Below are 26,955 nucleotides of genomic sequence, written 5' to 3'. Positions count from 1 at the left end.
CGAATCCTTCTCTAGCCCTTGCTATACCTTACTTTTTGCAAGGTGATAGATTTTATTTATCAAATGCACAAAATTTACCGTTAGATTTATCAGGCGTCAAGGTGCAGTATTTAACCATCTTGAAACATAGTTGTTACAAAGTTGGATGAAATCGTGAACGCACAAACTAAAAAACACCCAGTAAAAACCTCTCTTTTTGCTTCAAAAGCACCACTAGAGTGGGCAATCGTTAATAACGGCACTCTATACACTGCGCAGATTCCAATCGATGAAACGGGCGCAGTAGTAGAAGGCGGTATTGAAGCGCAAACGCGTCAGACTTTTAACAACCTTGTTCATACCTTGGAGTGTGCAGGCGAATCGATGGATTCTGTGCTGCAGGTTCTGATTTACGTGACTGACCGTGAATACCTGAAAACGGTAAACAGCGTATACGGAGAATACTTCAACGCACCTTATCCAAATCGTGCAGCAGTCGTTGTTGCAGGGCTAGCTAGAGAAGAGATGTTGGTTGAGTTCGTGGTTTATGCATCGGCGTCTCAACCTGAATAAATGGACTGTGAACTGAGGCAATTTGCCAATCAAAGCTGTTTGTCTACGCAGATCTTTACTGATACAAGCGAATAGTTTTACGTTTAGATACAAAATTAATACTTATTCTCTATATAAATTAGCAATTTATTAATTAATCCGATGGTTGTCAGACTCAACCGCAACCTAACGTTACAAGGACAGAATGATGACTCACTTACAGAATGTTCAAGCAGAAAACGCACTTTACATTGGCGGCGAATGGCAAGCGGGTGTAAGCACCGTAGCGAACATTAACCCATCAGATATTTCTGAAAACATCGGTAACTTCGCACAAGCAAGTGCTGACCAAGTTCAACAAGCGATTTCAGCGGCAAAGCACGCTCAACCAGAGTGGGAAAAAACGCCGATTGAACGTAAGCAAGCTGTACTCCAAGCGATTGGTGATGAGCTGATTGCACGTTGTGATGAGCTAGGTACGTTGCTTTCTCGTGAAGAAGGTAAGCCTTTTGCTGAAGGTCGTGGCGAAATTTACCGTGCAGGTCAGTTCTTCCAGTACTTTGCAGCTGAAGTGCTTCGTCAAATTGGCGACAACGCAGAATCAGTACGCCCAGGCGTTTCTGTAGAAGTGACTCGCGAAGCGGTGGGCGTTATCGGCATTATCTCTCCTTGGAACTTCCCGACAGCAACAGCAGCTTGGAAAATTGCTCCAGCATTGGCTTTCGGTAACAGTGTTATCTGGAAACCAGCAAACCTAACACCAGCAAGTGCGGTTGCGCTTACTGAGATCATCCACCGCCAAGGTATCCCTGCAGGTACGTTTAACCTTGTACTGGGTAGCGGTTCAACAGTAGGTGATGCACTGATCAACTCTAAAGAAGTGAACGGTGTGAGCTTTACCGGTTCTGTTGATACGGGTCGTAAAGTGGCAGCGGCTACAGCGCCAAACTTCGTTCGATGCCAACTAGAAATGGGCAGTAAGAACGCACTTGTTATTGCTGACGATGCTGATATCCAAACTGCGGTTGATGCAACGATTGCAGGTTCTTTCTCTGGCGCAGGCCAAAAATGTACCGCGTCTTCTCGCCTTGTGGTTATGGATAGCATTCACGACCAATACGTTGAAGCACTGATTAAACGTATGAGCGAGCTGAAAGTGGGTCACGCACTGGAAGAGGGTGTGTTCATGGGCCCTGTCGTTGATGGCAACCAACTTGAAGCAAACCTAGGTTGGGTTGAGAAAGCACGTCAAAGCGGCGGTGAGCTGGCATTTGGTGGCGAACGCTTGAGTATGAAGCACGAAGGTTTCTACATGTCTCCAACGCTGTTCTTGAACACTAAGAACGATTGGGAAGTGAACCAAGAAGAAGTGTTCGCACCAATGGCAAGCGTGATTCGAGTGGCTGACTTGGACGAAGCGATTGCAACAACTAACGATACTCGCTTTGGCCTAACTGGCGGCATCATCACTCAAAGCCTACGTACGAGCGCACTGTTCAAACAACAAGCTCAAACTGGTTGTGTGATGGTTAACCTACCAACCGCTGGTACCGACTACCACGTGCCGTTTGGCGGTCGTAAAGAGTCTAGCTTCGGTCCTCGTGAGCAAGGTCAATACGCAAAAGAGTTCTACACAGTAGTGAAGACGGCTTACCAGCGTCCTTACTAATCTGCTTCCTATATAAGAATTGGCCTGATTCACAGAGTCAGGCCAACATTCAAACCAAAACAACCAACGAACTTAGATAAGTGATTTAACCCATTTTTGAAAACATGTTACTTGAGCGTGTTTTCAAAACCGAGCTAGAACACTGAGCTTTCAATAGGAGTGGTTATGTACCAGCAACGGATTGTTATAGATGGATTGCAATACTGCAATTGGAACAGAGAATATTTTCAAACACTAAAGGCGAGCGGCATTACAGCAGTTCACGCTACAGCGGTTTACCACGAGACAGCTCGTGAAACCTTATCTCGCTTTGCAGAGTGGAACTTAAGATTCGAGCAGAATGCAGACCTTATCATGCCGATTCACTCAATGGCTGATGTTGAGGCTGCAAAAGCAACTGGCAAAGTCGGTATTTTCTTAGGCGCTCAGAACTGTTCTCCAATCGACGCTGAGATCGGTCTTATCGAAGTGATGCGTAAGCAAGGCCTTTTGATCATGCAACTGACGTACAACAACCAGAGCTTATTGGCGACGGGTTGCTACGAGAAGAACGACACAGGTATTACTCGCTTTGGTAAACAAGCCATCGAAGAGATGAACCGAGTGGGCATGATCATCGATATGTCTCACAGTGCCGAGCGCTCAACACTTGAAGCAATCGACTTGTCTTCTCGTCCTATTTGTATCAGCCATGCGAACCCAACGTTTGCTCATGATGCACTACGAAATAAATCAAACGATGTGATTAAAGCTCTAACCGCACGCGGCGGCTTAATCGGATTCAGCTTGTACCCATTCCACCTACCAAACGGCAGCCAATGTACCTTGGAAGATTTCTGCCAGATGGTTGCGACTACGGCTGACATGGTTGGCGTAGAGCACCTCGGTATTGGCAGTGACCTATGCTTAAACCAACCTCAAGCCGTTCTTGAATGGATGAGAAATGGTCGTTGGTCTAAAGCAATGGACTACGGCGAAGGCTCTGCGAACAACTCAGGTTGGCCAGATGCGTTGCCTTGGTTCTGTGGTAGTGCGGGTATGGAAAACATATATAACGGATTGATGCGTCATGGTTTCAGTGAGTCTGAAGCTGGGCAAGTCTTGGGAGAAAACTGGTTTAACTTCTTGAAAGATGGCCTAGAGCCTCAAACCAAGGGTTAACGGTTTCTCGCGAGCCATCATCGAATTAGCAGCCTTCTAACAAACGTTCAATAAGCAAGTGCTGCTTAAACCAATTTCACTATTCAAAAGGAACAACGGTCTATTTCGCAACGCGGTAACCCAAACATGGATTAGCCTGCCCAACACAAAAAACAATAGGGCAGGTGTTAAATACACCCTTGTAGTCATCATTCAAATGACAGCTGCAAAGAAACCTCTGGAGTCAGAGTATGTCTGATTTAACCAATAGCGTGAAATCTTCAAGCTTAAATGCGGGTCAAGCACACACAACAATTAATGCAAAAAGCAACACAAACGAGTCTGAGTCTACGTCAGACAAATTAGGCCTATCCAACCCAGCACTTTGGTACAGCGGCGGTTTTATCGCTCTGTTCGTGTCACTTGCTCTATTTGATGGCGAGCTGTTATCAAGCCTAGTAAATACGGGCTTTGCATGGTCTGTAAAAGTATTCGGTCCTTACTGGCAAATGCTTCTTCTTCTGACTTTTCTTATTGGTCTTGGCCTGGCGGCAGGGCGAACAGGCAAGGTTATCCTAGGCGGCATCGCTAAACCTGAAATGGACGGCTTCCGTTGGATGGCTATCATCTTCTGTACGCTACTTGCGGGTGGCGGTGTATTTTGGGCGGCGGCAGAGCCTATCGCACACTACGTTAATCCACCACCGTTATATGGTGCTCAAGAGAACGCACAGCAAGGTGCAGTGAACGCGCTATCGCAGTCATTTATGCACTGGGGCTTCCTAGCATGGGCAATTGTGGGCAGCTTAACGTCTATCGTGGTTATGCATCTTCACTACGACAAAGGCTTGCCACTTAAACCGCGTATTTTGCTTTACCCAGTATTAGGCGAACGTGCACTGAAAGGTCACACCGGCGCTTTAATTGATGCATGTTGTATTGTCGCTGTAGCGGCGGGCACCATCGGTCCTATCGGCTTCTTGGGCTTGCAAGTGAGCTATGCACTGAATGCACTGTTTGATATCCCTGACGGCTTCACGACGCAGCTGATCATCATCTTATTCGCTATCGTTCTATACACATTATCGGCATTGAGCGGCCTTAACCGAGGAATGCAAATGCTAAGCCGTTACAACGTGATTCTGGCAATGGCATTGATGGTCTACATCCTGATCTTTGGCCCTACAAACTTTATATTTAACGGCTACATTCAAGGTGTAGGCAGCATGATCGATAACTTCATCCCAATGGCGACATACCGTGGTGACGAGGGGTGGTTGAGCTGGTGGACAGTATTCTTCTGGGGTTGGTTCTTAGGTTACGGCCCAATGATGGCAATCTTCATCGCACGTATTTCACGCGGTCGTAGTATTCGCCAATTGGTATCAACCATTAGCTTGATTGCACCGTTTGTTACTTGCTTCTGGTTCACAATTGTTGGCGGCTCTGGCCTTGCGTTCGAAATCGCAGATCCAGGCAGCGTAAGTAAGGCGTTTGAAGGTTTTAACTTACCAGGTGCGCTACTGGCGGTAACTCAGCAGCTACCAATGCCAATGCTTATCTCAATTCTGTTCTTGATCTTAACCACGATCTTCATCGTAACGACCGGTGACTCAATGACTTACACCATCAGTGTGGTGATCAGTGGTGAGACAGAACCGAATGCAATTATTCGTACCTTCTGGGGTGTGATGATGGGGGTAACAGCGTTAATTCTGATTTCCCTAGGCTCTGGCGGTATTTCAGCGCTGCAATCATTCATAGTTATCACAGCGGTACCGGTGTCCTTAATCTTGCTGCCATCACTTTGGAATGCGCCTCAAATCGCAATCAAGATGGCGAAAGATCAAGGCTTATAAAACATCAATGCCGGTATAAAGAAGAAAATGTAGAGATAAAGCTCTCTAAAAACTGAAGATAAACAAGGTGTGAGCCTTTGAAAGAAGGCTGATACAAGATTCCGGAAGGAAGATAAAAACCGTACTGGTGAAGATACATCGGGCGGCACGTATCTAGGTCAATCGATCTAGTCAGGACAAATAATAAGGGGTGAGCTCGCTTACCCCAAATAACGTGAAAGCTACCCAACACACTGTAACAACGAATGCTTCAAATGATGGCAACGTTCGGTTCTGAATGGCTAGCAAAATCCTATAACTATAAGGTGGTGAGCAAAATGGATGCACATCGTTCTACCTACACTGAATCAGCACTACGTGACGCGACTGTCGTCATGGCACCGGAAAGGCTAGGTGCAATGCACCAAACACGTATCAGCTTCGTTAGAACTCTGATTCGTAAAATGGCGCAGCAAGAATGGAAAGTGACCAAACATGAATGGCAATTAGACGCTCAGGGCTTTGGTCATGTTATCTATAAGCTTGCGACGCCAAACCATGTTTATCATTTGGTTGTTTTCTGCGATGAAATTGCAGATGACGAACGAAATGACCGTGTAATTGCTGAAAAGTGGGACGTAACGTTTGCGCTTGTTCTTGGTGATGTTGATGTCGCCCTACTTGAAAGACTTCGTGCGAATGTACCGCTTCAAGAAGCAGGCCGTAATCCAAATAATGTGCTTGTGTTGGCGCGTGCAAACAAAAGTGTACGTGTGTTTGAACACATCGTGAGTCACTTGGCTAAAGGTGTTCAACCAACGCCAAAAGAGCTGGCTGAAGTGGGTTACATCCTGCGAACGACAGCGGTATACGGTAATGGAAAATTTGGTATTGCTGACTTTAAAATCTTAGAGAAAAATGAAGATTTTAATCAGTCGTTTAGTGCGCAAATGTGTGCGGTTTATATGCTGCGTGAGTTCAGCCTAGATTGGGTTCATCACCTAGCTGAGCAACAGGGCGGTGAACAAGCGATTACCTTGCATAGAGGATTACAGCGTTACCTTGGTGTTGGTAATGCGACTGGTTTAGGCATGGCGCCATACCTTATTAACCACCCAAGTATTGTCGATCAATGGATGACAACCCGTGAACATGCATTGGCGGACGTGTTGGCTAGTCAGACCGATACGGCGTTGATCGAGCCACTACGTAGATACGTTAAAAAAGCGATTTGTCATTTAGAACAAGTTGTTACCATCAATGAAAACCAGCAAGAGTTGAACAAAACCGCTGTTGATGAGTTAAAACACGCAGAACAGTCACTAGAAGCTTCTGTAAACCATTGCGATACATGGGCGCAGTTAGTTGAACAATCTAAGCACATGAGTATGGAAGCCCAAGAAATCCTTATCTCATGCTTGATGGAATTGTACCCAGAATTAGTGGACGCCCATCAAGAGCATATGAATTGTAGCGAAACACTCTCGCTTCCTAGTGGCAAAAAGATCCAAGACCTATTGGTTGTGTTAGAAGAAAAGTACCGTTGGGCAATCACCACCGACTTTACGAAAGCAGATAACAACTACTGGTTCTGGTATCGCTCTCAGGACAAAGAAGAGCCAAGGCTCGGTGTTCGAGGAGAAGAAATTGGTGAAGAGCGTGAGCTGCCATTAGATATTGGTCGTCAAGCTTACCGTCTGTACCACTCCTTATTACAGTTCACACCAGAGCTTTCTCTAGCAGAGTTCTTGGTAAAACAACCGCAACATCGTGCGATAGCACGTCGTGTATGGACGCTTGGCAACAAAGCGATGGGCGACATTCAAATGAACGTGCTTCATAAAGAGTCGCTGCCGATGCATCTGTTACGTTGCAAGCTAGCTATGTTTGGTGCTACTAAGTTTGATCCTCGCTCAGATCGTTGGGTTCGCGTGACCTTCTTCCAAGGCGCACCGCTGCTTGACGAAATTCATCAAGACGAGTGGGTGTTCCCAGTCTTACCAAGTGAAGCGGAGCTTGCTGGCTCTCATAACGTTCCTACACATATCAATGCTCAACATGGAGGTAAATCGCTATGATCGTTTCTCACAATGAATTGGTCGCGGCCGTCAACAAAGCCTTTTTAGGGATGCGCCGTACATGTGGTGAAGCCGATGTGATAGCGAACATGGTGGCAGATTTACAAATGGTTGGCTTGGATGGTGTTCGTCATTTTAACAATGCGAGCAACTTTATGGGGCTAGAAGACGATTGCCCTGTAGACATCCAAGTGACAAGCGACAACACAGTTGAAGTGGACCTGCACAAGGCGAGCTTAGCGTGTCATCTTCCTGTGGTGATGGATTACGCCATTGAAAAAATGGTCGGTAAAAAGACGCTGAAAATCGAGCTAAACAACTGCCATAACCGTTGGTTAGCGTACAGTGAGCTTGTAAAACTGGCAGCGAAAGGCATCGCATGTACCGCACGTTGGGATAATGGCTCAAATCCTAAGAGCACCTTGTATGTGCTTAACCGTGGTTGCGTTGCACCAGAACTGTTTTTATCAGATTTGCCTCTGGCATCGGACGATCATATCCACAATATGACCATCGAGCTTTCCGTCCAGGATTTCGATATCGAACGTTTGTCAGATGGCTACCAAACACACATTGAATCGGAAGCGCTTTTTAAAACTCAAGAGAAGGCGTGGAACGAGGGCATTGAAGTTGACGATGGAGAGTGGGGCGCGTTGAAAGAAACGGCGACGGCTATCCTTGTTGAAAACAGCCAACGTTCAATTCAAGGTGCAGGTGAGCTCGAGGCTTCTTAGCTTTGTTTTATAGAGCTATAAGTTACAGAAGCTCAGTTTATAGATCTTTGGCTTATAGAAACTAAACCTATAAATCCTGAGCTTGTTCAACCTAAAAACCTCATTTACAACAGATAAAACCAAAGAGCTTAACGTATCCTCACCTCGTTAAGCTCTTTTTATTTGTGTCCCACTTTTGTTCTTCTTCTCAATAGATCACATCTTAAACTCTCTGTTTTGACACAAGTTGTTACGCGTATAAAGCTAATTTGGCGATTTAATGAAGTACCTTCACATTCAGGTTCAACAAACGGTTTCATTTACAAGCTAGTATGCGTATCTTGCTAACTACGGTGCCAAAGGGTGCCATTTTTATTCGTACCAATGACTTTAGAATCAGATAAAAAGGAATGAAGCGTGCAAGCTAACTTTATTGATGGAACCACCCTGTACCGTCAGCACTCTTTCGAGTTGCCACTTGATTATCAAGCCAAAGATGGACAACAGATCCAAGTCTTCGCACGTGAGCTGGTTGATCTCGTTAAAGATGAGCAAGAGCTGCCGTGGTTGATCTACTTTCAAGGCGGCCCAGGTTTTCCTTCTCCACGGGTGAGTGGTCAATCGGGTTGGCTAAAGCGTGCATTACAAAACTACCGTGTTCTGCTTCTAGACCAACGTGGTACTGGCAACAGCACGGTTATCAGCCATGAAACTTTGGCGCATTTGTCTCCAGAACAACAAGTCGAATACTTAACGCATTTCAGAGCGGATAACATCGTTCGTGACGCTGAAGCGATTCGTGAACAGTTTGGTATTAAGCAATGGTCGACGATTGGTCAAAGCTTTGGTGGCTTCTGTACACTGAGCTATTTGTCACTGTTCCCACAGAGCTTGCAGCGTTGTTATGTGACGGGCGGCATTCCTTCTATTGAACGAGAAGCTGACGATGTTTATCGTGCGACTTACAAGCGTGTAGAAGACAAAAACAGAGCTTTCTTTGCTCAGTTCCCACAAGCACAAGCTATGTGTCGCGAGATCTCTGATTACCTGCTCAACAACGATGTGAGACTGCCAAACGGTCAGGTGTTCACAGTTGAACAGTTCCAGCTAATAGGTATTAATCTTGGTGGCGGCGAAGCAAACCTTCCAATGTATTTCACACTGGAGAGTGCGTTTGTTGAAGTGAACGGTAACAGACAGCTGAGCTACAGCTTCCTAAATCAAATGCAGCAAGAGCAGGGTTACTTAACTAACCCAATTTACGCAATCTTGCATGAATCGATTTACTGTCAAGGTACAGCGTCTAACTGGTCTGCACATCGTGTTCGTGAGCAGTACCCACACTTCAACTACCAATCGGGCAGTGAGTTCTGGTTTACTGGTGAAATGGTGTACCCATGGATGTTCGACCAACTTGAAACGCTGAAGCCACTGCGTGAAGCCGCGAACATGTTGGCTGAAAAGTCGGACTGGGGCACTTTGTACAACGCAGAGCAGTTGAGCAAGAATACAGTGCCAATGGCGTGTGCCGTTTACGCCGATGACATGTACGTTGAGTTGGATTACAGCCGTGAAACATTGGCGAACATTCCTAACTCGAAAGCGTGGATCACCAATGAATATGAACACAATGGCTTGCGAGTAGACGGCGAAAGGATTGTCGATAAATTGATGACGATGGTTGAAGCGTTAGAAAATCTGCCAAAGTAATCAAGCTATTTGCACTAGAAACAAGATGCGTTAGAAGCTTTCTACTTTAGAAACTATCTACGTTAGAAATACGATACGCCAGAAACAAGAAAACGCTGCACCCATGCAGCGTTTTTTTATGTCATCGAACTATTCGATTTAAGGAACTAGGAGGGGTAGCCCTTGAAGCCATTAAGGTTGGATGACGATATCTTGATTTTCAGTGGTCGATAAGCTGGCGCGGTTCTGTTCGATAAGCTGAGCCGCATAAGAGGGAGTTACAGCTTGAATTTCGCCTTTTGAACGAATCGTTAATGCTTCCCACGCATGATCACGGTATTTGCCTGTTTGTGTATATTCAATAAGTACTCTCATGATTCTTCCATCCGATGTGTGGTTAACGTGCTACTAACATTAGCGCCATTATTGTGGTTACACACCTGTTAAAAATGGAACATAAGATTAACCAAATGAGAATACGTGTAACTTGAAAAACAGACCTAACTGCACTTATCTTACTTAACCGTACTTATCGCAACTAACAGCATTTATTGTAACCAACCTTACTTATCGTAAATAGCGTCCATAAAAAACGCTGCACAATGGCAGCGTTAAAGTTGAGATAGGTTAAAGGTTGCTTAGCTGTTTTCTAAGCCAACAATCTTGCGTGCAGACATCACTGCACTATCCAAATCGGTCAATCTACCAGCACTTGCTGGACCAAGAACTGATGAATACAAAGCCAACTGCTTCTCAAATGATAAATCTAATTGGTTATATAGATTTTGGCGGATTTGAGCGTGTTGCTGTGGCTTTGCGCTCGATAGGCCTTCCAACGTATCGTAGATGAGTGTAGTTGTATCCATAACTGTCCTTAGTACATCTTTAGAAAATTTTGCATATTATGCACTTGGTATCATCTTTGTTCTGCGAGATTGATCGCATTATGTGCAGCTCTGCTTAATTGTGTAATCAGTTAGTTACAATTGTGTTGTACGGCAAAGTGTCGGAACTCGGGTTTGGGCAAAAGAAAAGGAGACACAGTGGTCTCCTTTTGGCTTGTTAGCAAAGATAAAAGTTACGTGCTGTTCGCTGTTTATTGAGCCAATCGGCTACGCACAGCTACAGCGCCTATCGTATGTTAATGTTCTTATCTCGATTTTCGTACATTTCAGGTGTGGTGTGTAATCCACCTGCATAGCCTGCTGCTTCAAGTGTTTCTCTTACCTCTCGAACATGCTCAGCCGTGACCGGTTCATTTCTGTCGCCAAGGTTTAAACGCACAAACGTGATTAACTCAGCTAAGCGTTGATCCGACAGTACATCCTCAAAACTTGCCATTGGCATGAAATTTCTGTCTTTGTCGAGATAGGTGGGTTGCAAGCCGCGCACCGTTACCGCAATGGTATTGAATGGGTCGCTGTGCATGATAATACCGTTGTTCAACAGAGTAGGGGCGATTGGATCGCGACCTTTACCATCGTCACCATGACAGGCCCCACAGGTTTGACGATACGTGGTGTAGATTTCACTGGCATACGCAGCTTCATCAAACCCTTTAGGCTGTAACTGAACGGCATCACTGGCAATGGTGTTGTTGATGTCCCCACTGAGTAGGTAATAGGACATCGACTCAATATCTTCACGCGTCATCAAGCTTAGGCTGTTTTTCACTACATCAGCCATACCCGCAAAAGCGGTGCCTTTGTCTGAATGTCCTGTGTGTAAAAAGTCTGTGAGTGTTGCTTCATCCCAACCATCGATATAGAGCTCATTGGCTGTAATATCAGGCGCGTTCCAACCGTCGATCAAGTTACCTTGGAAAATACGTTCTGGTATCAGTGCTTGGGCAATATTTCGAGGTGTATGGCACTCCGAACAGTGACCAAGTCCTGCGACCCAATATTTGCCTTGTTGCCACTTATCGACATTCTCAATTTCTCCTTTGAGTTCCTCTGGCACTTCATAATCAATAGGGTCGGTATCCATGAATACGATGTTCCAGCCAAGCAAACCTAAGCGAATATTGGATGGAAACATCATGCTGTTGTCATCATTGCGTCGCGGCACGGCGGTGATTGACTGCATGTATTCCCATAAATCCACCATGTCTTGGTCGGTGAGGTATTGATAGGAGGTGTAAGGCATTGCAGGGTACAGGTAACCATTCTTGCCTTTACCTGCGACTAACGCCGCTCGGAAATCATCGAAGTCATAAGTCCCAATACCTTCGGTAGTGTGTGGCGTTATGTTGGTTGAATACACGGTGCCGAAGGGGGTGACAAAGGGTAGGCCGCCAGCAAAGGGTTCGCCACCTTCTGCACTATGACAAGCCACACAGTCACCGGCATAAGCGAGATATTCTCCGCGCTCAACAGATGATGCTTTCAAACTCGCGAGCCGTTGTTGCTCTACGTCACCAGCGTGTCGGATATAAGCCCCAAGCGCGAGTATCTCGTTCTCACTGAGCTGCTCATCAAACGCAGGCATTAGGTTGTTCAAACCGTAATTGATGGTGTGCTGAATCTCTTCAATACTCCCTCCGTGAAGCCAGATATCATCGGAAAGATCAGGTACGCCAATCGCTGGGTTAGCGACAGCACCATCGGCATGACAAGACGAACAGTATTGGACGAACAAGGTTTTACCGAGCTCGACTTTAATCTCCGGCACATCGGTATGACGTTGGTTGAGGGAGGCTAGATAGTAGGAGACTTTTGCCACCTCGTCTGGGCGCATGATTTCACTCCAACCCGGCATCGCTCCATTTCGCCCTTTGGCAATCGAATGGATCACAGCTTCATCACTGCCGCCGTATAACCATTCTTGGTCGATAAGATTAGGGAAGTGTTTCTGACCTTGTGCATTATCGCGGTGACAAGCGGCACAGTGAGTTTGGAATAGAATCCTACCGCTGTTCACGATCTCTGGGACAGCAGCTAATCCCTCTAACGTGGTTTCGCTGGTTTGTGCAAATTGCTCATTGAGAGTGGTGGATGGTGAACTGAGCTTATCGTCGCTTTGTTCCCAATCGACTAAGCCTTCCCATTCTCCAAGCCCGGGGTAGAGCACCAAATAACCCGCAGACAAAAGAAATGCCACTGCATAACTGATAAATAACAGCTTAGGTGGAGGCGCATCTTTCTCTTCAATACCATCAAAGGTGCCAATGGTGTGGTCGTGATCGGCCTTGTGATTGCTACGCCAGTATTTAACGACAACAGACACCATCAGAACAAAGAATATTAAGGTTAAGAGTACCGCCCATAGATTCCAGAATGTGTTCATTGTGATACCTCCTGTGACGTATCTTTACCCAGGCTTTGTAAATAGCGAATCAGAGCTTCACCTTTGGTTTTGCCTCTTACTTGCAAACGGGCATCACCAATTTCTTGATCGGTATAAGGCACACCTAAGGTACGTAACACTTCCATTTTGGCGCTAATATCATCGCCAGTCAGAGTCTGCTCAAATAGCCACGGGTAAGAGGGCATGATCGAGGTCGGTACGACTTTTCGAGGGTCAATTAAGTGAATAGCATGCCATTGGTCAGAATACTTTCTACCTAAGTTAGTGAGGTCAGGACCAGTACGTTTAGAGCCCCACAAGTTAGGAAACTCATAGATATCGTCTGCTTCTTGGTTCGGGCGACCATTACGCTTCACTTCTGGCTCTAGAGGGCGAACCATTTGTGTGTGACAAACATGGCAGCCTTCACTGATGTATATGTCTCGGCCTGCTAACTCAATCGGTGTGAGAGGCATCGCTAAGCTGCCTTTGGCAATATCATCGCCACGGACAATGCTTGGCACTACCCAGACCAATAAAGAGAAGGAGGCCACGACAACAGTGGTCAAAATTAAAATGACGATTGAATGTGTAAAGTCTTTACTCATCATTTAAGCTCCTTCATTAACAGTGTGTTTAGCATCATTTGTTACGGGCATACGAACCGTTTTGTACAAGTTGAAAGCCATTAAGAACAATCCAAGTACAAACAGCGCGCCACCAAAGAAACGCATGAATAGCCAAGGTGCTTTAAAGTCCATAGCTTCTACAAAACTGTAAATCAGTTCGCCATTTTCATTTTGAGCGAGCCACATATACCCCTCGCCGATGCCTGCGATCCAAAGTGCTATTGCATAGACGGCGACGCCAGCATGAGCAAGCCAAAAGTGCCATTTAATCAGTCGTCGTGACCATAGATCGGTTTGGCCCCATAAGCGTGGAATGAAGTAGTAAAAAACCGCTATCCCTGACATCCCAACCCATCCGAGAGCCGCGGAATGTACGTGCCCGATGATCCATTCGGTGTTGTGTGCCACCATGTTGAACCAGCGAATAGCGAGTAGCGGACCTTCGAATGTTGCCAAGCAGTAGTAAAGAATCGCTGAGAAAAAGAATAAAAGAATGTAGTCGGACTTCAGCTTTTCTTTATTTTGTAGGAGGGTCATTGCGCTATTGAACGCGCCTGCCCAAGAAGGGAGCCACAGGATCAAAGACATAACGATGCCGATGTTCTGAATCCAGATGGGAACAGAAGAATAAACCAAATGGTGCGTTCCGGCCCACGTGTAAAAGCCGACCAAGCCCCAGAAATGGATCACAGACAAACGGTACGAGTAGATAGGTCGATCCGCCGCTTTGGGTATGAAATAGTAGTTCATACCAATCACACCAGCGGTCAGCAAGAAACCGACGGCATTATGTCCCCACCACCATTGAACAATCGCATCTTGAGCGCCTGCAAACACAGAGTAGGACTTCATCGCCAACACAGGCATCGCGAGGTTGTTCACGATGAAAATCATTGCAACGACGATAATGAATGCAGCAAAGAACCAGTTAGCCACAAAGATATGGCTGACCTTTCGTTTAGCAAGGGTGCCAAAGAACAACACCGCATACAGCACCCAAACCAGCACAATCATTAAGTCGATTGGCCATTCAAGCTCCGCATACTCTTTTGAGCTGGTGTGGCCTGCGGGTAAGGAAATGACCGCAAGTAACAGGATGAATTGCCAGCCCCAAAATACCATCCATGAAAGGCTTTTATTGAACAAGTCACAATGGCCTGTTCGCTGGGCAATGTATAAAGACGTCCCCATCAAGATATTCACGACGAAGCCGTAAATTACTCCAGAGGTATGTAGCGGACGCAGTCGACCAAATTGGAAATATTGAGAATCAAAGTTTAAGACTGGCCAATATAATTGCGCGGCGAGAATCACGCCGATGATCATCCCTACAATCGCCCACACTAAGGATGCGATAATGAAGTACTTCACGACCTTAATGCTGTATTGCGTTGTCACTTGTTCCATAACAAGGCTCCTTGCCTAGAGGTTTTGAATCGCTGACTTAATTTGAATCGCTGAGCGAGCCTGCTTCGTTGCCGAGCACAGAATAGAAATAGGAAATGTCACGGATGTCTTGGTCTGAGAGCGTGTCGGCTTGTTGTTGCATGAGAATCGCTAAGCCACTGGTTCTTTCTCGAGTCTGGTAATCTTTCAATGAAGAGATGAGATAACCCACTTTTTGACCGCGAAGGTTCGGGTAGGGATCTTGTGTTGAGATGCCATCAGCGCCATGACATGTCATACACACTTTAGCTTTTTGTTTACCTAATTCGAATTGTTCTTGATTAACTTCAGCAGAAACAGGAAACATGACCAGCGTCATTACTAGGGTAGAAAGTGTCGCCATGGGGTTAAATTTTTTTATATTCAAACTCATTCTCGATTCCCTTGATTATGAAATGAGTAAGCTTTCTAAGATCAATACACGAGATCAACTGGTGAAGTAGAAACGACTGGAACTCGTTATTAAGTCTCTTAAAGCTGCTTACGTTCGATTAAAGGTTATGCAGCATCCAGCATTCTCGCTACTGACTTGCTCATATTTATTGTTAATTTTGTTGTTTCATACGTATTCATAGGGCTTATTGGTTTACTTACGCAGAGTAAAATACGAATTTTTGTTACTAGACGGTTGAGAAGGAATACGTCAAGCGGGTAGGGAGTGCTGAACGAGAGCGGTGATGGAAGAGGCAGAGAAACGGCGAAGTTATTGAAAAACAGCGAGGTGTAGGAGCATTAGGGATAAAGCGATAGCGTTCAATCTAAGTGGTATCGGTACAAGTTAAATGGTCAATTTATACTAGACTCAATTTAGTGACCTTTTTAAATGGAGTTTAGAATGAGAACTGTATTCTTGTTGATGCTTTGGCTTTGCTCGTTTTCGATTTTTGCAGCCTCAGAGTTAACGGTTTTCGACCACTTTGGGCAAAAGCATGGTTTTAGTAGAGAGCAACTCCTGTCACTTCCTCAAAAAGAAATTACTACCACCTTGCCTTGGGTCGAGGGTCTGACCGTTTATAGTGGCGTGACGTTACAAACGGTGCTTGGAAATATGGATTTACCGATATCATCACAAGTTACTTTTGTGGCATTGAATGACTATAAAATTGCCGTGCCCAAAGAAGATTTTGATACCTATGAACCCATCATTGCGATTAAAAAGAATGGTGAGTTTATGTCTGTGAGAGAAAAAGGCCCGTTTTGGTTGATTTACCCACTCTCTGCGAATCCTGAGACTAATACCCCTGATTTCCATGCCAAGATGATTTGGCAGATTCGTGATATTCACCTGTAGAGGCTAATTATGAAGAAGCTGTTGTCTATGGCTGCAATCAAAGTCGTTGTTTTGTCTTTGGCCGTGGTTGTTCTATCCGTCAATATCTACAGCGTTACTCGAATTAATGACATCAACAAGAGCTTTTCTAATCGCCAAAATGAGGCAACATGGTTTGTTTTCCAATTGGTAAAGGAATACGCGAATTTCTTGATGGTGAGCCGTTCGGATAATCTCAATTACGACGATTTGTGGTTAGCCTATGATATTACGTGGAGCCGCTTTGATATTCTGATCAACAGTACCGAATCTTCTAACTTCATTAAATCTGCCAACTTCAAACCTTATTTCACCGGAGAGTTTGAGAAATTTAAGTCGCTAGAATCCTCAATTAAGTTGGTGAATCAAGGCGCTTTGCCTAAGGAATCACTGCAGAAGAAAATTGATATTTGTTACAACACGCTGGTCGAATTTATTAACGAAAAGTTTCGACTTCAAAGCCCGGTTATTGAAGAAAACACCACAATGGTCGACAAGTTGGTGATGGTGCATCAGATAAGCAGCGTATTTCTGGTGTTGCTACTGCTTGTGACAGGAGCGATTTTTTACGTCGACTTTGCCATCAAACGAAAACTTCATTCTACCGACTTCATTACTGGCTTTCGCAATCGAGTCTCGCTCATGCAGTTTGTTAAGAACAGCTATCCAACAAACGGTAATTTCGACCTTTACTTTGTAAGAATCAGAAACCTTAGTGAGATAAACCAAAAGTATGGACTTGAATATGGAGACTTGGTGGTGAGTTCAGCTGCTAAGTCCCTGACGGCAAAGGTACCGGAAAGTACTATCTCGTTTCGTAGTAGTGGCAGTCAGTTTCTATTCTTCATTCCTGAGCAATTGTACACAAGTGATGAGATACAGGAAAAATTCAATGACGTGCTTAAGGATTATATCTCTGCGGGGAATTTAGAATTGATGATTGACGCTGTAGTCAGGCATAAGAAGAACATCAGCTCTAAAGATATGATGGAGCTACTAACGACAATGCAGAGTTAATCCCCGCATCAGCGATAAGTTAGATCATTAGGTTTTGTTGACTGTACGCTCACCATTTTCCCGCTTCACTATCATGGCTTTTGCCATTCTTTATTTGCCTCCTCATTCAATGTGCAGCCAATAGAGAGCTCCTGCTCTGATGAAGATAGTTCTACTACTAGTTATAGCTATAGTGGCTTTCCGCGCTTGAATAGGAAGAGAGGCTTTGAGGTTTAGGTTTAAGGTTACTGCTTTTGAGTGAGTGCAACGATTCGCTCGTTAGATCTCGAACTGCTAACAGACTGCGGGTTTAAAATTGCTTGCGGGTTATGGTTTCGAACAAACTCGATGAATTCCAGATAAGTGAGTGGCTGACTGAAGAAGTAGCCTTGTATTAGGTCACAGTTGGCTTTTCTGAGGTAATGATACTGTTCTATCGACTCAACACCTTCTCCGACGACTAGCGTGTCACAAGAGTGGCCTAAGTTAACCATAGATTCGACCATCTTGCGGTCGGCCTTGTCGTCTACCATGTTATCGATAAAGCTCTTATCAATTTTGAGCTCATCCACAGGGTAGTGGAGAAGTTGGTTAAACGCTGTGTAGCCCGTACCAAAATCGTCAAGGGAGACCTTTAAACCTAAGCTTCTGAGGCTCTCGATAGTCTGCACCGTAAGCTTGGTACTTTTCACGTAACTGGTCTCGGTAATCTCTATAATAATGTTGCCAGGTGGCACTTGATAACGTTCGAGTACTTTACGGATGTTGTCGGCAAAATTACGGTTGTAGAGCTCCATCGCCGAGATATTAATTGACAGAGTGCCCTTGTATTTATGAAGTTCTGAAAGCTCTTTATAGCTTTTGATCGCGGTGCCAATGACCCACATGTCGAGCCTGGCAATAAGGTTACTCTTTTCTGCAACTGGGATAAATTCTTCTGGTCCCGCATCGATATCGAATAAGGCTGGGCAACGAATCAGGCACTCCGCGCCATCTATCTGAAGTGTCTTGGCGTTAAAAATAGGCATAAAGCGAAGTTCAAAGTTATCACTTTCACAGCACTCTAAAAGCCTTTTTTCTATAATGTCGTGTCTCTCTAACGTGTGTAATAACTCCTCGCCATAAACAATACGGCTTTCTCCATTATTGTGAGATTTTGCACGGAGCAGCATCTCATCAATACATCGGTGCCAAATTTCTACAAACTTTGGTGTGTCGAGCGGTAAAACACCTGTTGCGAGTGATAACCTAAACCCATAGTAATCAAGGAATGTAGTGCTAGTCAGCGTATTATTGATGTTCTCTATTTCTTCGTTTATCACTTGGCTTTTATCCATTTCTAAAATGGCAATAAACTGATTCCCCCCAAGCCTTGCTATGGAGTAGTCATTGCAACTGAAACCGGAAGATGACTGTTGGTTTTGTAGAGTTTCTCTAAGCACTCTAGTTAAGCTTATTAGTACATTATCACCAACTTTTGCACCGTAGAGATCGTTGATTTTACGGAAGTCGATGATGTCCCAACAAACCACATAGCAGTGTGGGTTCATTGAACTCTTGAGGCGTACATCAAGGTGTCGGATGAATGAGCGTCGGTTAGCTAGCTTGGTGAGTTGGTCGAATTCGGCTTCGAACTTCAATTCTGTTAGCGAGTCTATGTACGCGTTCTTTAAACCATCAATTTCACTTTGCCCTGATGAGCGTTTGAAGTATCTAAGTTTGAGCCCGCCGATCGATATCTCTTGAAGTAAGTCTTTAAGCGGTCGCACGAGTTGGTAACGTACCACTAAATGTACGATCAACATGATCGTAAAGAGAGTACCAAAGCCACCTAACAAGGTTTGTTTAGCGATGATGGCTTTCTCATGGTTGAACTTTTGTTCTCGAATATTTACTTGCGCGATGAGATGTCGGCTGGTCATCTGCACATTGATATTATCTTGGGTTTGCTCAATTGATTTGATAACGAATTGGGTATTTTCAATGTTGGCAGCGTCTGAGGATGGCTCGATTAAGAACTGAATATTGTCATCGTCATTGTATTTGATTAATAAGCTAGAGAGTTGTATCAGAGGTCCGTCAGCAATCAAAATGTAGCGATTTAAACTGCTACTTGCACGTTTATCTTGAGGAAGGAGGTAAGGGTCAATTGCCGCAACATACGAATATCTGAGCTCGCCACTAATCGAGACATAAGAGAAGCCTTCGTAGGAGAGTTCCTTCTTGCTGATTAACGAGGTGTATATGTCGAAGACTCTTTCATAAATCTTGTCAGGGATTTTTAGCCCCTCGAAAGGATCGGCTCTGAGAGTCGAAAGCGTTAATTTGAACTTAGGGTCCACGATATAAACATTGCGTTGCCCAAATTGATTGACGTGATTCTGGCTTAATACTCGGAGTACTCGTTTTTCCAATAGCGATAGAGTCGTGTAGTCGCCAGGATTTTGAATGTAGCGGAGGAACTGCAACGAAGAACCGATATCTTTAACTAGTAAGGACAAGCCGAGCTGCTCGTATTCCGCCGCGACTAAAGCGGTGTTCACATCAGATTGCACCTTGTCCAAATACATGTGCTTAGCATGATTTGATGCGAAGTTGTACATCACGATTCCTGCTATCAGGAGCACAAATGTCAGCGTTGGTAAAAGTACAAAATAGAGCTTCTTCAATACTGGCATGAGTTATCTCAAACTGTCGACAATACGATTGCGAATTTGAATGCTACTCGGTTCTAACGGCTGATAAAGGTAGCTGCGATCTAATACTTCTTTATTCGGGAAAAGCTCGGGATCGTTTTGATACTCCTGAGAAGTGAGTGCTTTTGCTTTTGAACTTGGCGTTGCAAACCATGAATCCATTGCGTTTTGAGCGGCGATTTCGGGTTGCGATAAGAAGGAGAGAATCGTGGTTGCCTGTGGAGATCGCTCTCCGTTGTTAATTGCAGCCATACACTCTAACCATAAGGTTGTTCCTTCTAGAGGCACTGTGTAGGCCCAAGATGCCTCAGGTTCGGCATCATTAAGCACATAGCTGTCACCTGAGTATCCGTAGGCGAGGTCGATGTTGGCTAAGTGTTCGGGATGACGAATATAATCGACAACGTATTCATTACTTTCAAGGTGAGGCTTCTGTGCTTGTAGCGTTTTGTAAGCGACTCGAAGTTCTTGTTCGTTGTTGGTAAACGGCTCAAATTGATTCATCAGAAGCGCAGCACTCACCAAATCCGTAGGCTCATAATACATGCTGATTCGGCCGCTGGTTTTGGTTTCAGGGTCTAGAAGAGCGCCCCAAGACTTGGGAGTCTCAACTTTTCCGCTTCGGTATAAGATGCCGGATGTCCCCCAAGCGTAGGGGATTCCATATTCGCCACACCCATCCACCCATCTTGAGTCAAAGTTGCTTGAAAGGGATTGCTGCAAGTCGCTCAGGTTGTGGAATAAGTTCTGTTTAGCCAGCGCTTTCAGTTTCATACTTTCAATGACAACCAATTCAAACGCACCTCGTCGTTCACTCAATAGCACTTCATCACGAATGGACTCGTCAGAAAAATATTGCTGCTTTAGTGAGATGCCGTAGGTATCACTCAACTGGGTAACGACGCTGTCAGATAAAAATTCATCCCAATTGTAGAGATAAATATCATGCTGCTGGCCAAATACAGGGCTAGCCAAAAAGGATGTTGACGCAAGTATTGATACGCAAAACGCTTTCACTGACGGATTCCCTTTCGTACGTGATAACTAAATCGTAGCCCAAAATTTGCGACATGATTCAAATTTAGGCACTTAATTTAACTTCAACTTCATGCATTTCATGCAAATAGCAACTTGCTACTCCTACTTGATACCGAACCTTTATCGTGTGAGGCAAGGATGACTCCGTCGTATCGTATTCAACACAAGTACGTATTCCAGTTTATTGTCCGTGAATGGATTATTTAAATTAATATTCATCATAATATCCATTCTTACAAGTTATTAAGCATTAAATAATGATGCGGTGATTACCTTTTTCGGGTTTTCGCTCGTATTAATCGTCGTTATTCCTTTGTTTTGCCATCGCGATTTACTCTTATGTTCAATGTTCTTTTATCCCTAAAAACACTTCTATAACGTTTTGTTTATCATTTGTTTCGTTTCTCAATAAGTATCGATAAAGTTGTTGCTAAAGACTTGTAGCACAAGGTGATTGTGCTTATTGTGGGCAGCAATATCTAGGTTATGTCCCAACGAGCCATGATTGCCGGTTTGGGAAATGTTGTGCATTTAGGAGCCATTGTGGATTTAGAGATATATCAAGTAGATTCGTTTACAACTCAAGCGTTTAAAGGGAACCCTGCCGGGGTCTGTATCTCCAAAGAGCCGTTGGATGAGTCGTTAATGTTTTCAATCGCTGAAGAGATGGCGGTATCTGAAACGGCTTTTCTCGCGCTTAACACTATGACGCTTAAATGGTTCACTCCCGAAGTCGAAGTGAAGCTGTGTGGACATGGCACACTGGCAACGGTTCATGTGATGAAAGAACAAGGACTGCTTGAGACAGGTGATAAGGTCGTGTTTAACACCTTATCTGGGGAATTATCTGCCGCCGTTTGTGAATCGTCTATCGAGCTTGATTTTCCTAGTACACAGCTATCATTGCGTTCTGAACCCAACCTCACGCTGCTTGAACACCTAGGTTTAGATCCGCATCAAGTAGTTTCATTCAGAGAATTTGACTCTAAGCAGTTAATCGAAGTTTCCAACGAACAAGTGTTATTGGAGCTTTCACCAAACTTTGATGCGTTAAAAGGTATTCAAGGGCGAGGTGTAGTGGTGACAGCATTGGCAGCAAATACGGAACTTGATTTTGTTTCTCGCTACTTTGCACCTTGGGTTGGGGTTAATGAAGATCCTGTGACTGGCTCGGCACATTGCGCATTGACGCAACACTGGGCAGAAAAGCTCAACAAAAGCAGTTTCAGTGCTTATCAGGCGTCTCGTCGTGGTGGCTATATGTCGACTGAATTATTGGCTAATGGGCGAATAAAGTTAATCGGCTCTGCGACCACTGTGATTAGTGGTGTGTTGAAGCTTTAGATTTTTATAGAAGCTTTAGAGCGCTGTTTGCTCTGTTTTGTTGCAACCGCCTAGTATGTTTTATTCGATTATTCACCGTGAAAGAAGCGGCTAGGGCGGAATGTTATTATTGAAGGAATCACCGTGTCTGCCTTTTATCTTTCCCAAGTATTAGTCGCGATAGCCATTTGTTTTGATCTTCTGTCATTCCAATTCAAGGAAAGGAAGAAAATCGTCACTTGTCTGTTCTTTGCTGGCGTTCTTATTTCGAGTCACTTTATCCTTCTTGAACAATGGACAGCGGCGAGCTTAATGACGATTGCCACGATTCGCTATTTGACGAGCGTATTTTCTACCTCGTCTAAGTTTAAATATTTGTTTTCTTCGATGTCGGTGGTCGCAACCGCAGTGACTTACTCAGGGCTGACCAGCATATTGAGTTGCTTTGCCTCCGTATTTCAGACCTTTGCAGCCTTCAATAAAGATGACCGTCGATTAAGAGAATTGATGATCATCGGAACCAGCTTTTGGTTGGTTCACAATTATTTAGTTGGTTCGCCAACAGCGGTTGTTATGGAGGCGCTGTTTATCTGCAGTAACTTGGTGGGCTATTACCGTTTTTACTTCAAAAAGAGTGCCGCTGCTTAGGTTTACAGTACAGCTAAGGCCCAAGTTGTTAATCAATTCAATGCTAGCTAGGAGAGCTTGATGCCAAACATTTACAATGATGTTCCTTCATCAATATCCAATGAAATATTCAATGACCTGATTGCCAACGACAACATTCGAATCGAGAGAATACTCTCATATGGTCACAGTTCACCAGACGAGGGTTGGTATGATCAAGATGAGAATGAATGGGTAATGGTGATCGATGGGCAAGGGGTGATTGAGTTTGAAGATGGTCGCATTGTTACCTTGTCTAAAGGGGATTATCTCAATATTTCCGCAGGTGAAAAACACAAGGTGCTGAGGACGGATAAAGATGCGGTGACGATCTGGCTCGCTGTGTTTTATCGTTGATATCTTGCTCTAAAGCTGAGGCTGTTAGGTTATAAAGCTTGCTGATTCAGCTGTTTATTTTCACCTCAGAAAGGACTTAAGACAAAAAGGAGTATGTTGTGATTAGAATTCGAAACTATCAAGCGAATGATGACAAAGCACTGTGGGAGATCTTCTTTCATACGGTACGTAACGTGAATGTTCGAGATTATTCTCAACAGCAAGTCGAAGCTTGGGCACCCAGTAGCTTTGACTTTGCATTATGGAAAAAGCGTATGAATGGGTTACAACCCTTTGTGGCTGAACTCGATGGTTGCGTAGTTGGCTATACTGACCTGCAACCCAACGGCTTGATTGATCACTTTTTCTGTCACCACGAATATCAAGGGAAGGGGGTAGGGAAAGCGTTGATGGAACATGTTTTCACTGTGGGTCGAGTTCGTGGTATATCGAGATATTTCTCTGAAGTAAGTATTACCGCAAGGCCTTTCTATGAGCATCTTGGTTTTAAGGTGGTGAATGAACAGGAAGTCGAAATGCGTGGTGTAAAGCTGACCAATTACGTGATGGAAAAGGTAGTTGAAGATAGAAAAGTCAGTTGAATAGGCGGGCTAGTGTTCGTAGGGATACAGAAACCGAGTTTGAAATATTAATGAACCTTTTTAAGGATAACTTTTCCTGATCTATTGATATTGTCGATGAGTTCAAATTGTGTGCAAGATAATTTGTCTAATCTAAACATTGAATGAATACAAGGAGTGTTGTTCATGAGTCATGTGAGTAGATCTAAACTATATACATTGGTGTCGATGTTGTCCTTCGCTGTTGGCGTTCTTGCCTTAGATGCTGGGGTATCGGGGTTATTTCCTCTCTTTGTTGTCGTCATCTCATTCTTTTCATTTGTCATCAACTCGTTTCTTTGTTTGTTCGGAGGTAAACGCGAAGATGGCTTTGATGCCTATCAAAAAGCAAATCAGACTCGGTCGCGAGCACTGGTCAAAGGCTTAGAAGACTCGAACAAATAAACCTATGCCTTCAGACGAACGGTAATCTCATTTTTGACACAGTTTTCACCTGCTTTTTGTTCTCTTATTCAAGAAAAATCATCTCTTTAGAGATAATATTCACTTCAACTAATATCAGTGAAGGAAGTAAAGTGGGTATTGAAGCTTTAGCGTTTGTGATGGACGCATTAATCACCGCATGTTGTATGTACATCGCCTCTAAAATGTCTTTCGTGGTCGCAGATTTTAAATCCCTTCTTACTATTGCTGTTATCGTTGCTCTGGTGTCATTGATTCCAACAGTAGGTTGGGTGTTAGGGTTGATTCTGTTTGTGTTCCTACTCGGGAAAGCGACGCACTCTAGTATTGGTGACTGCATCTGGGTAGTGGTCTTCACGAAGGTGGTATCGATGGCGGCCTTTCTGATATTCGGGCGCTTGTTTATGTAATCCGGGTTCTTGCTTATATAAAGGCAGGTTCGGCTAGTTTGATACCGATCTTAACTTGGTATTTAAACGTCAAAAGGGTGTGAGCCTGTCACACCCTCTAAGAACCTTTGATTTGTGTTCATCTTTATTATTTAGGCAGTAATACAGCATCAATCACATGGATAACACCATTGCTTGCTTCAACATCTGCCATCACGACCTGCGCTTTGTTGACCATCACGTTGCCGTGATCAATTCCTACCATTACCGCTTCGCCTTGCACTGTTACGGCACTATCAAGTTTCATCACTTCAGACGCCATTATTTTCCCTGGCACCACATGATAGGTCAGTACTGCGATCAGCTTGTCTTTGTTTTCTGGCTTCAACAGCATATCAACCGTTCCTTCTGGTAGCGCAGCGAACGCTTCATCCGTTGGCGCAAACACAGTGAAGGGACCGTCACCTTTCAATGTTTCAACTAAGCCTGCCGCTTTTACCGCTGCTACCAAGGTGTTGAAAGAGCCGTTTTCAGCCGCCACGTCAACGATGTCTTTCTTCATTCCGTGGTGATCAGCGTGAGCAAAAGCCGTAAAAAGAAGCGTCGCAACTAGCACTGACATGGTTTTGATTAATTTATTAAACATATTGTCTTCCTTTGAGTTTTGTCCGTTATTTTCGAGAGGTATTACGAAAGCCCAATCGTGATAGATCAATTTGTTGTGTCTTTGAGTGAATGGTTAGCGATATCGACAGCGTCAAGCGAATAAACTTATATTGTTAAATGTTTGTTATGATTCCATTTTGATGCTTATAGTTATTTGGTGATTATTCAAGTAATGGATGTAAATATGAGGTTTGTTTTACCAGTAGTCTTTTCTGCATTGGCTTCAATGCCTGCATACAGTGGCCTTGCTCCAAGTGAAGGCTTCAGCGGTAACTTCAGTGTATTGGCCGGTTTCTACTCTGACAGTAGTAATTTGAGTACTGAACAAGATTCGAATCAAGCCACCAACACCCAGGAAGGGGAGAGTGAAAACCAAGGGCTACTCGGCTTTTTGGGTACTGTTCAATATACTTTTGGCGAATCGCTGACTCACCAAGTGTATGCGGGTACAACACGAGAGGATATTGCAACAGGTACCATTGCGTTTGAGATCGGTTATCGATATCAACTTTCTGGTGGCACCATATTGGATTTTTCTGTTATTCCTACGCTTATCTCGGGTAAGGCTTGGACGGATCCGTATGCTGTTGGCGTTAATCGAAATGAAACGGATGTGAAAGGTAATGTAGGACGACTGCAGCTCACTAATATCGGTGGAACTGGTTTTCGAACGGATCTCGCATTTGGGCAATCAGATGTTGATGAAGAGCTATCTGATAGCCAAGGCTTATCTCCGGAAGATACTGTGCTGCTGGATAGGGAAAGAACCTATGTGTACGCCAAAGCAGGATACCGCTTTATCTTACCAAACCACGCAGGTCTATTTGTTCCTTCAATGGTGTATTTCCACTCAGACGCAGAAGGAGGAGCACTCAGCTTCGATAGTTATGGTATTGAATTAAACTACGCGAAGAGAATCGGTCGTCATGGTTTTGTTGTCACCCTAGATGCAAGTGATCGTGAATATGATGAGTCGAATCCAATTTACGGGCAAGTACGTGAAGAGAATGAATTCGGTGCATTCTTAGCTTATGAGTTTGGTGGTTTGATGGGCTATAAAGATTGGGCGTTCATTACTTTACTGGGTTTAAGAAGCATAGATTCTAATATCGATTTCTATAACTCCGAGCAAGTATTAGCGAGTGTGGGTGTGGATTATAAATTCTGATATTCACACTATTTTAAAAATACTCATCAAAGCAGAAGTTTAAGTTCAGTCTTACTATTTGTTTAATTATTTCGGGCACTTACACCTTTAAAGGTTGTAGGTTCCCGTTGCTATCCGTAATATGAAAATTAGCTTATGGATAGAAATAATAGGATAAGGAAGCGCTTTGGAAATACAAATTAGACATTTAGAAGCAACGGATCATAGACAGAACCTTAAGCACTAAGCTCAGCGTAAATTCCGTCTAACGTAATGTTTTCTTTAGACTTCCTCTGCGCGGACTTTTGAGCGTTCCTTGATATAT

General features: G+C 44.2%; 25 protein-coding genes. 16 read left to right on the top strand and 9 right to left on the bottom strand.

The features are described from left to right. Window positions 1-153: 153 nt before the first annotated feature. From F0229_RS17475 to F0229_RS17445, 7 genes are all read left to right on the top strand, one after another. Window positions 154-552 (top strand): RidA family protein, encoded by a 399-nt coding sequence (locus tag F0229_RS17475; protein WP_017060835.1) that lies wholly within the window; start codon window positions 154-156, stop codon window positions 550-552. Between the two features lie 187 nt (window positions 553-739). Further along, window positions 740-2,200, top strand: coding sequence for an aldehyde dehydrogenase family protein (locus F0229_RS17470; protein ID WP_171733361.1), 1,461 nt, complete (start codon window positions 740-742; stop codon window positions 2,198-2,200). 165 nt (window positions 2,201-2,365) lie between these two features. Beyond that, a complete protein-coding gene (locus F0229_RS17465) occupies window positions 2,366-3,361 on the top strand; it encodes a membrane dipeptidase (RefSeq protein WP_171733360.1) in 996 nt (331 codons plus the stop codon). A gap of 230 nt (window positions 3,362-3,591) precedes the next feature. After that, a complete protein-coding gene (locus F0229_RS17460; RefSeq protein ID WP_171733359.1) occupies window positions 3,592-5,199 on the top strand; it encodes a BCCT family transporter in 1,608 nt (535 codons plus the stop codon). Between the two features lie 254 nt (window positions 5,200-5,453). Continuing rightward, window positions 5,454-7,256 carry a hypothetical protein gene (locus F0229_RS17455; protein ID WP_171733358.1) on the top strand — a complete coding sequence of 601 codons (1,803 nt, stop codon included), beginning with the start codon at window positions 5,454-5,456 and terminating at the stop codon, window positions 7,254-7,256. Beyond that, window positions 7,253-7,990, top strand: a complete 738-nt coding sequence (locus F0229_RS17450) for a DUF3726 domain-containing protein (protein ID WP_017064722.1) — start codon at window positions 7,253-7,255, stop codon at window positions 7,988-7,990. Before F0229_RS17455 ends, F0229_RS17450 begins: the two co-directional genes overlap by 4 nt. Before the next feature lie 396 nt (window positions 7,991-8,386). After that, on the top strand, window positions 8,387-9,679 hold the full coding sequence (locus F0229_RS17445; RefSeq protein WP_171733357.1) for an alpha/beta fold hydrolase: 1,293 nt from the start codon (window positions 8,387-8,389) through the stop codon (window positions 9,677-9,679). Between the two features lie 171 nt (window positions 9,680-9,850). On the opposite strand, the gene F0229_RS17440 is transcribed toward F0229_RS17445, so the two are convergent. The 6 genes from F0229_RS17440 to F0229_RS17415 form a co-directional block, all read right to left on the bottom strand. Next, entirely contained in the window at window positions 9,851-10,033 is a 183-nt protein-coding gene (locus F0229_RS17440) for a hypothetical protein (RefSeq protein ID WP_004730424.1), read from the bottom strand. A gap of 263 nt (window positions 10,034-10,296) precedes the next feature. Continuing rightward, window positions 10,297-10,524 (bottom strand): PAS factor family protein, encoded by a 228-nt coding sequence (locus F0229_RS17435; protein WP_004730426.1) that lies wholly within the window; start codon window positions 10,522-10,524, stop codon window positions 10,297-10,299. 265 nt (window positions 10,525-10,789) lie between these two features. Further along, on the bottom strand, window positions 10,790-12,946 hold the full coding sequence (locus F0229_RS17430; protein WP_171733356.1) for a cytochrome c: 2,157 nt from the start codon (window positions 12,944-12,946) through the stop codon (window positions 10,790-10,792). Next, window positions 12,943-13,557 (bottom strand): cbb3-type cytochrome c oxidase subunit II, encoded by a 615-nt coding sequence (locus F0229_RS17425; protein WP_017064719.1) that lies wholly within the window; start codon window positions 13,555-13,557, stop codon window positions 12,943-12,945. The genes F0229_RS17430 and F0229_RS17425 overlap by 4 nt, the downstream gene beginning before the upstream one ends. Next, the gene (gene ccoN, locus F0229_RS17420; protein ID WP_171733355.1) at window positions 13,558-14,982 is read right to left on the bottom strand and encodes a cytochrome-c oxidase, cbb3-type subunit I; all 1,425 of its coding nucleotides are present in this window, start codon (window positions 14,980-14,982) and stop codon (window positions 13,558-13,560) included. Window positions 14,983-15,019: 37 nt separating this feature from the next. Next, a complete protein-coding gene (locus F0229_RS17415) occupies window positions 15,020-15,394 on the bottom strand; it encodes a cytochrome c (protein ID WP_029235248.1) in 375 nt (124 codons plus the stop codon). 462 nt (window positions 15,395-15,856) lie between these two features. Here F0229_RS17415 and F0229_RS17410 point away from each other — a divergent pair, with 462 nt between their 5' ends. After that, window positions 15,857-16,312, top strand: coding sequence for a hypothetical protein (locus tag F0229_RS17410; RefSeq protein ID WP_171733354.1), 456 nt, complete (start codon window positions 15,857-15,859; stop codon window positions 16,310-16,312). A 9-nt stretch (window positions 16,313-16,321) separates the two neighbouring features. Next, window positions 16,322-17,347 (top strand): GGDEF domain-containing protein, encoded by a 1,026-nt coding sequence (locus tag F0229_RS17405; protein WP_171733353.1) that lies wholly within the window; start codon window positions 16,322-16,324, stop codon window positions 17,345-17,347. 224 nt (window positions 17,348-17,571) lie between these two features. Here F0229_RS17405 and F0229_RS17400 read toward each other — a convergent pair whose 3' ends face one another. Together F0229_RS17400 and F0229_RS17395 are read right to left on the bottom strand one after the other, a co-directional pair. After that, window positions 17,572-20,004, bottom strand: coding sequence for a bifunctional diguanylate cyclase/phosphodiesterase (locus tag F0229_RS17400; protein WP_171733352.1), 2,433 nt, complete (start codon window positions 20,002-20,004; stop codon window positions 17,572-17,574). A gap of 3 nt (window positions 20,005-20,007) precedes the next feature. Continuing rightward, window positions 20,008-21,039, bottom strand: a complete 1,032-nt coding sequence (locus F0229_RS17395; RefSeq protein WP_017060025.1) for a PotD/PotF family extracellular solute-binding protein — start codon at window positions 21,037-21,039, stop codon at window positions 20,008-20,010. 564 nt (window positions 21,040-21,603) lie between these two features. Between F0229_RS17395 and F0229_RS17390 the strand changes: the two genes are divergently transcribed. The 6 genes from F0229_RS17390 (at window position 21,604) to F0229_RS17365 (ending at window position 24,838) form a co-directional block, all read left to right on the top strand. Beyond that, window positions 21,604-22,404 carry a PhzF family phenazine biosynthesis protein gene (locus F0229_RS17390; RefSeq protein WP_065584627.1) on the top strand — a complete coding sequence of 267 codons (801 nt, stop codon included), beginning with the start codon at window positions 21,604-21,606 and terminating at the stop codon, window positions 22,402-22,404. Between the two features lie 123 nt (window positions 22,405-22,527). Next, complete coding sequence (locus tag F0229_RS17385) at window positions 22,528-23,031, top strand: YgjV family protein (RefSeq protein ID WP_017060023.1); 504 nt, start codon at window positions 22,528-22,530, stop codon at window positions 23,029-23,031. A gap of 60 nt (window positions 23,032-23,091) precedes the next feature. Next, a complete protein-coding gene (locus F0229_RS17380; RefSeq protein ID WP_171733351.1) occupies window positions 23,092-23,406 on the top strand; it encodes a cupin domain-containing protein in 315 nt (104 codons plus the stop codon). A 98-nt stretch (window positions 23,407-23,504) separates the two neighbouring features. Beyond that, window positions 23,505-23,987: a GNAT family N-acetyltransferase gene (locus tag F0229_RS17375; RefSeq protein WP_171733350.1), complete on the top strand. Its 483-nt coding sequence runs from the start codon at window positions 23,505-23,507 to the stop codon at window positions 23,985-23,987. Window positions 23,988-24,152: 165 nt separating this feature from the next. Then, entirely contained in the window at window positions 24,153-24,410 is a 258-nt protein-coding gene (locus F0229_RS17370; protein ID WP_017060020.1) for a hypothetical protein, read from the top strand. A gap of 131 nt (window positions 24,411-24,541) precedes the next feature. Further along, window positions 24,542-24,838, top strand: coding sequence for a hypothetical protein (locus F0229_RS17365; protein ID WP_017064710.1), 297 nt, complete (start codon window positions 24,542-24,544; stop codon window positions 24,836-24,838). A gap of 127 nt (window positions 24,839-24,965) precedes the next feature. On the opposite strand, the gene F0229_RS17360 is transcribed toward F0229_RS17365, so the two are convergent. Then, window positions 24,966-25,463, bottom strand: coding sequence for a fasciclin domain-containing protein (locus F0229_RS17360; RefSeq protein WP_017064709.1), 498 nt, complete (start codon window positions 25,461-25,463; stop codon window positions 24,966-24,968). 204 nt (window positions 25,464-25,667) lie between these two features. On the opposite strand from F0229_RS17360, the gene F0229_RS17355 reads away from it, so the two are divergent. Continuing rightward, entirely contained in the window at window positions 25,668-26,651 is a 984-nt protein-coding gene (locus F0229_RS17355) for a DUF2860 family protein (RefSeq protein ID WP_171733349.1), read from the top strand. Window positions 26,652-26,955 lie beyond the last annotated feature (304 nt).

Source organism: Vibrio sp. AIC-3 (genome assembly GCF_013114515.1).
Classification (GTDB): domain Bacteria; phylum Pseudomonadota; class Gammaproteobacteria; order Enterobacterales; family Vibrionaceae; genus Vibrio; species Vibrio crassostreae_C.
The sequence above is the reverse complement of the archived record's forward strand: the minus strand, read 5'-3'. Positions and strand labels throughout refer to the sequence as shown.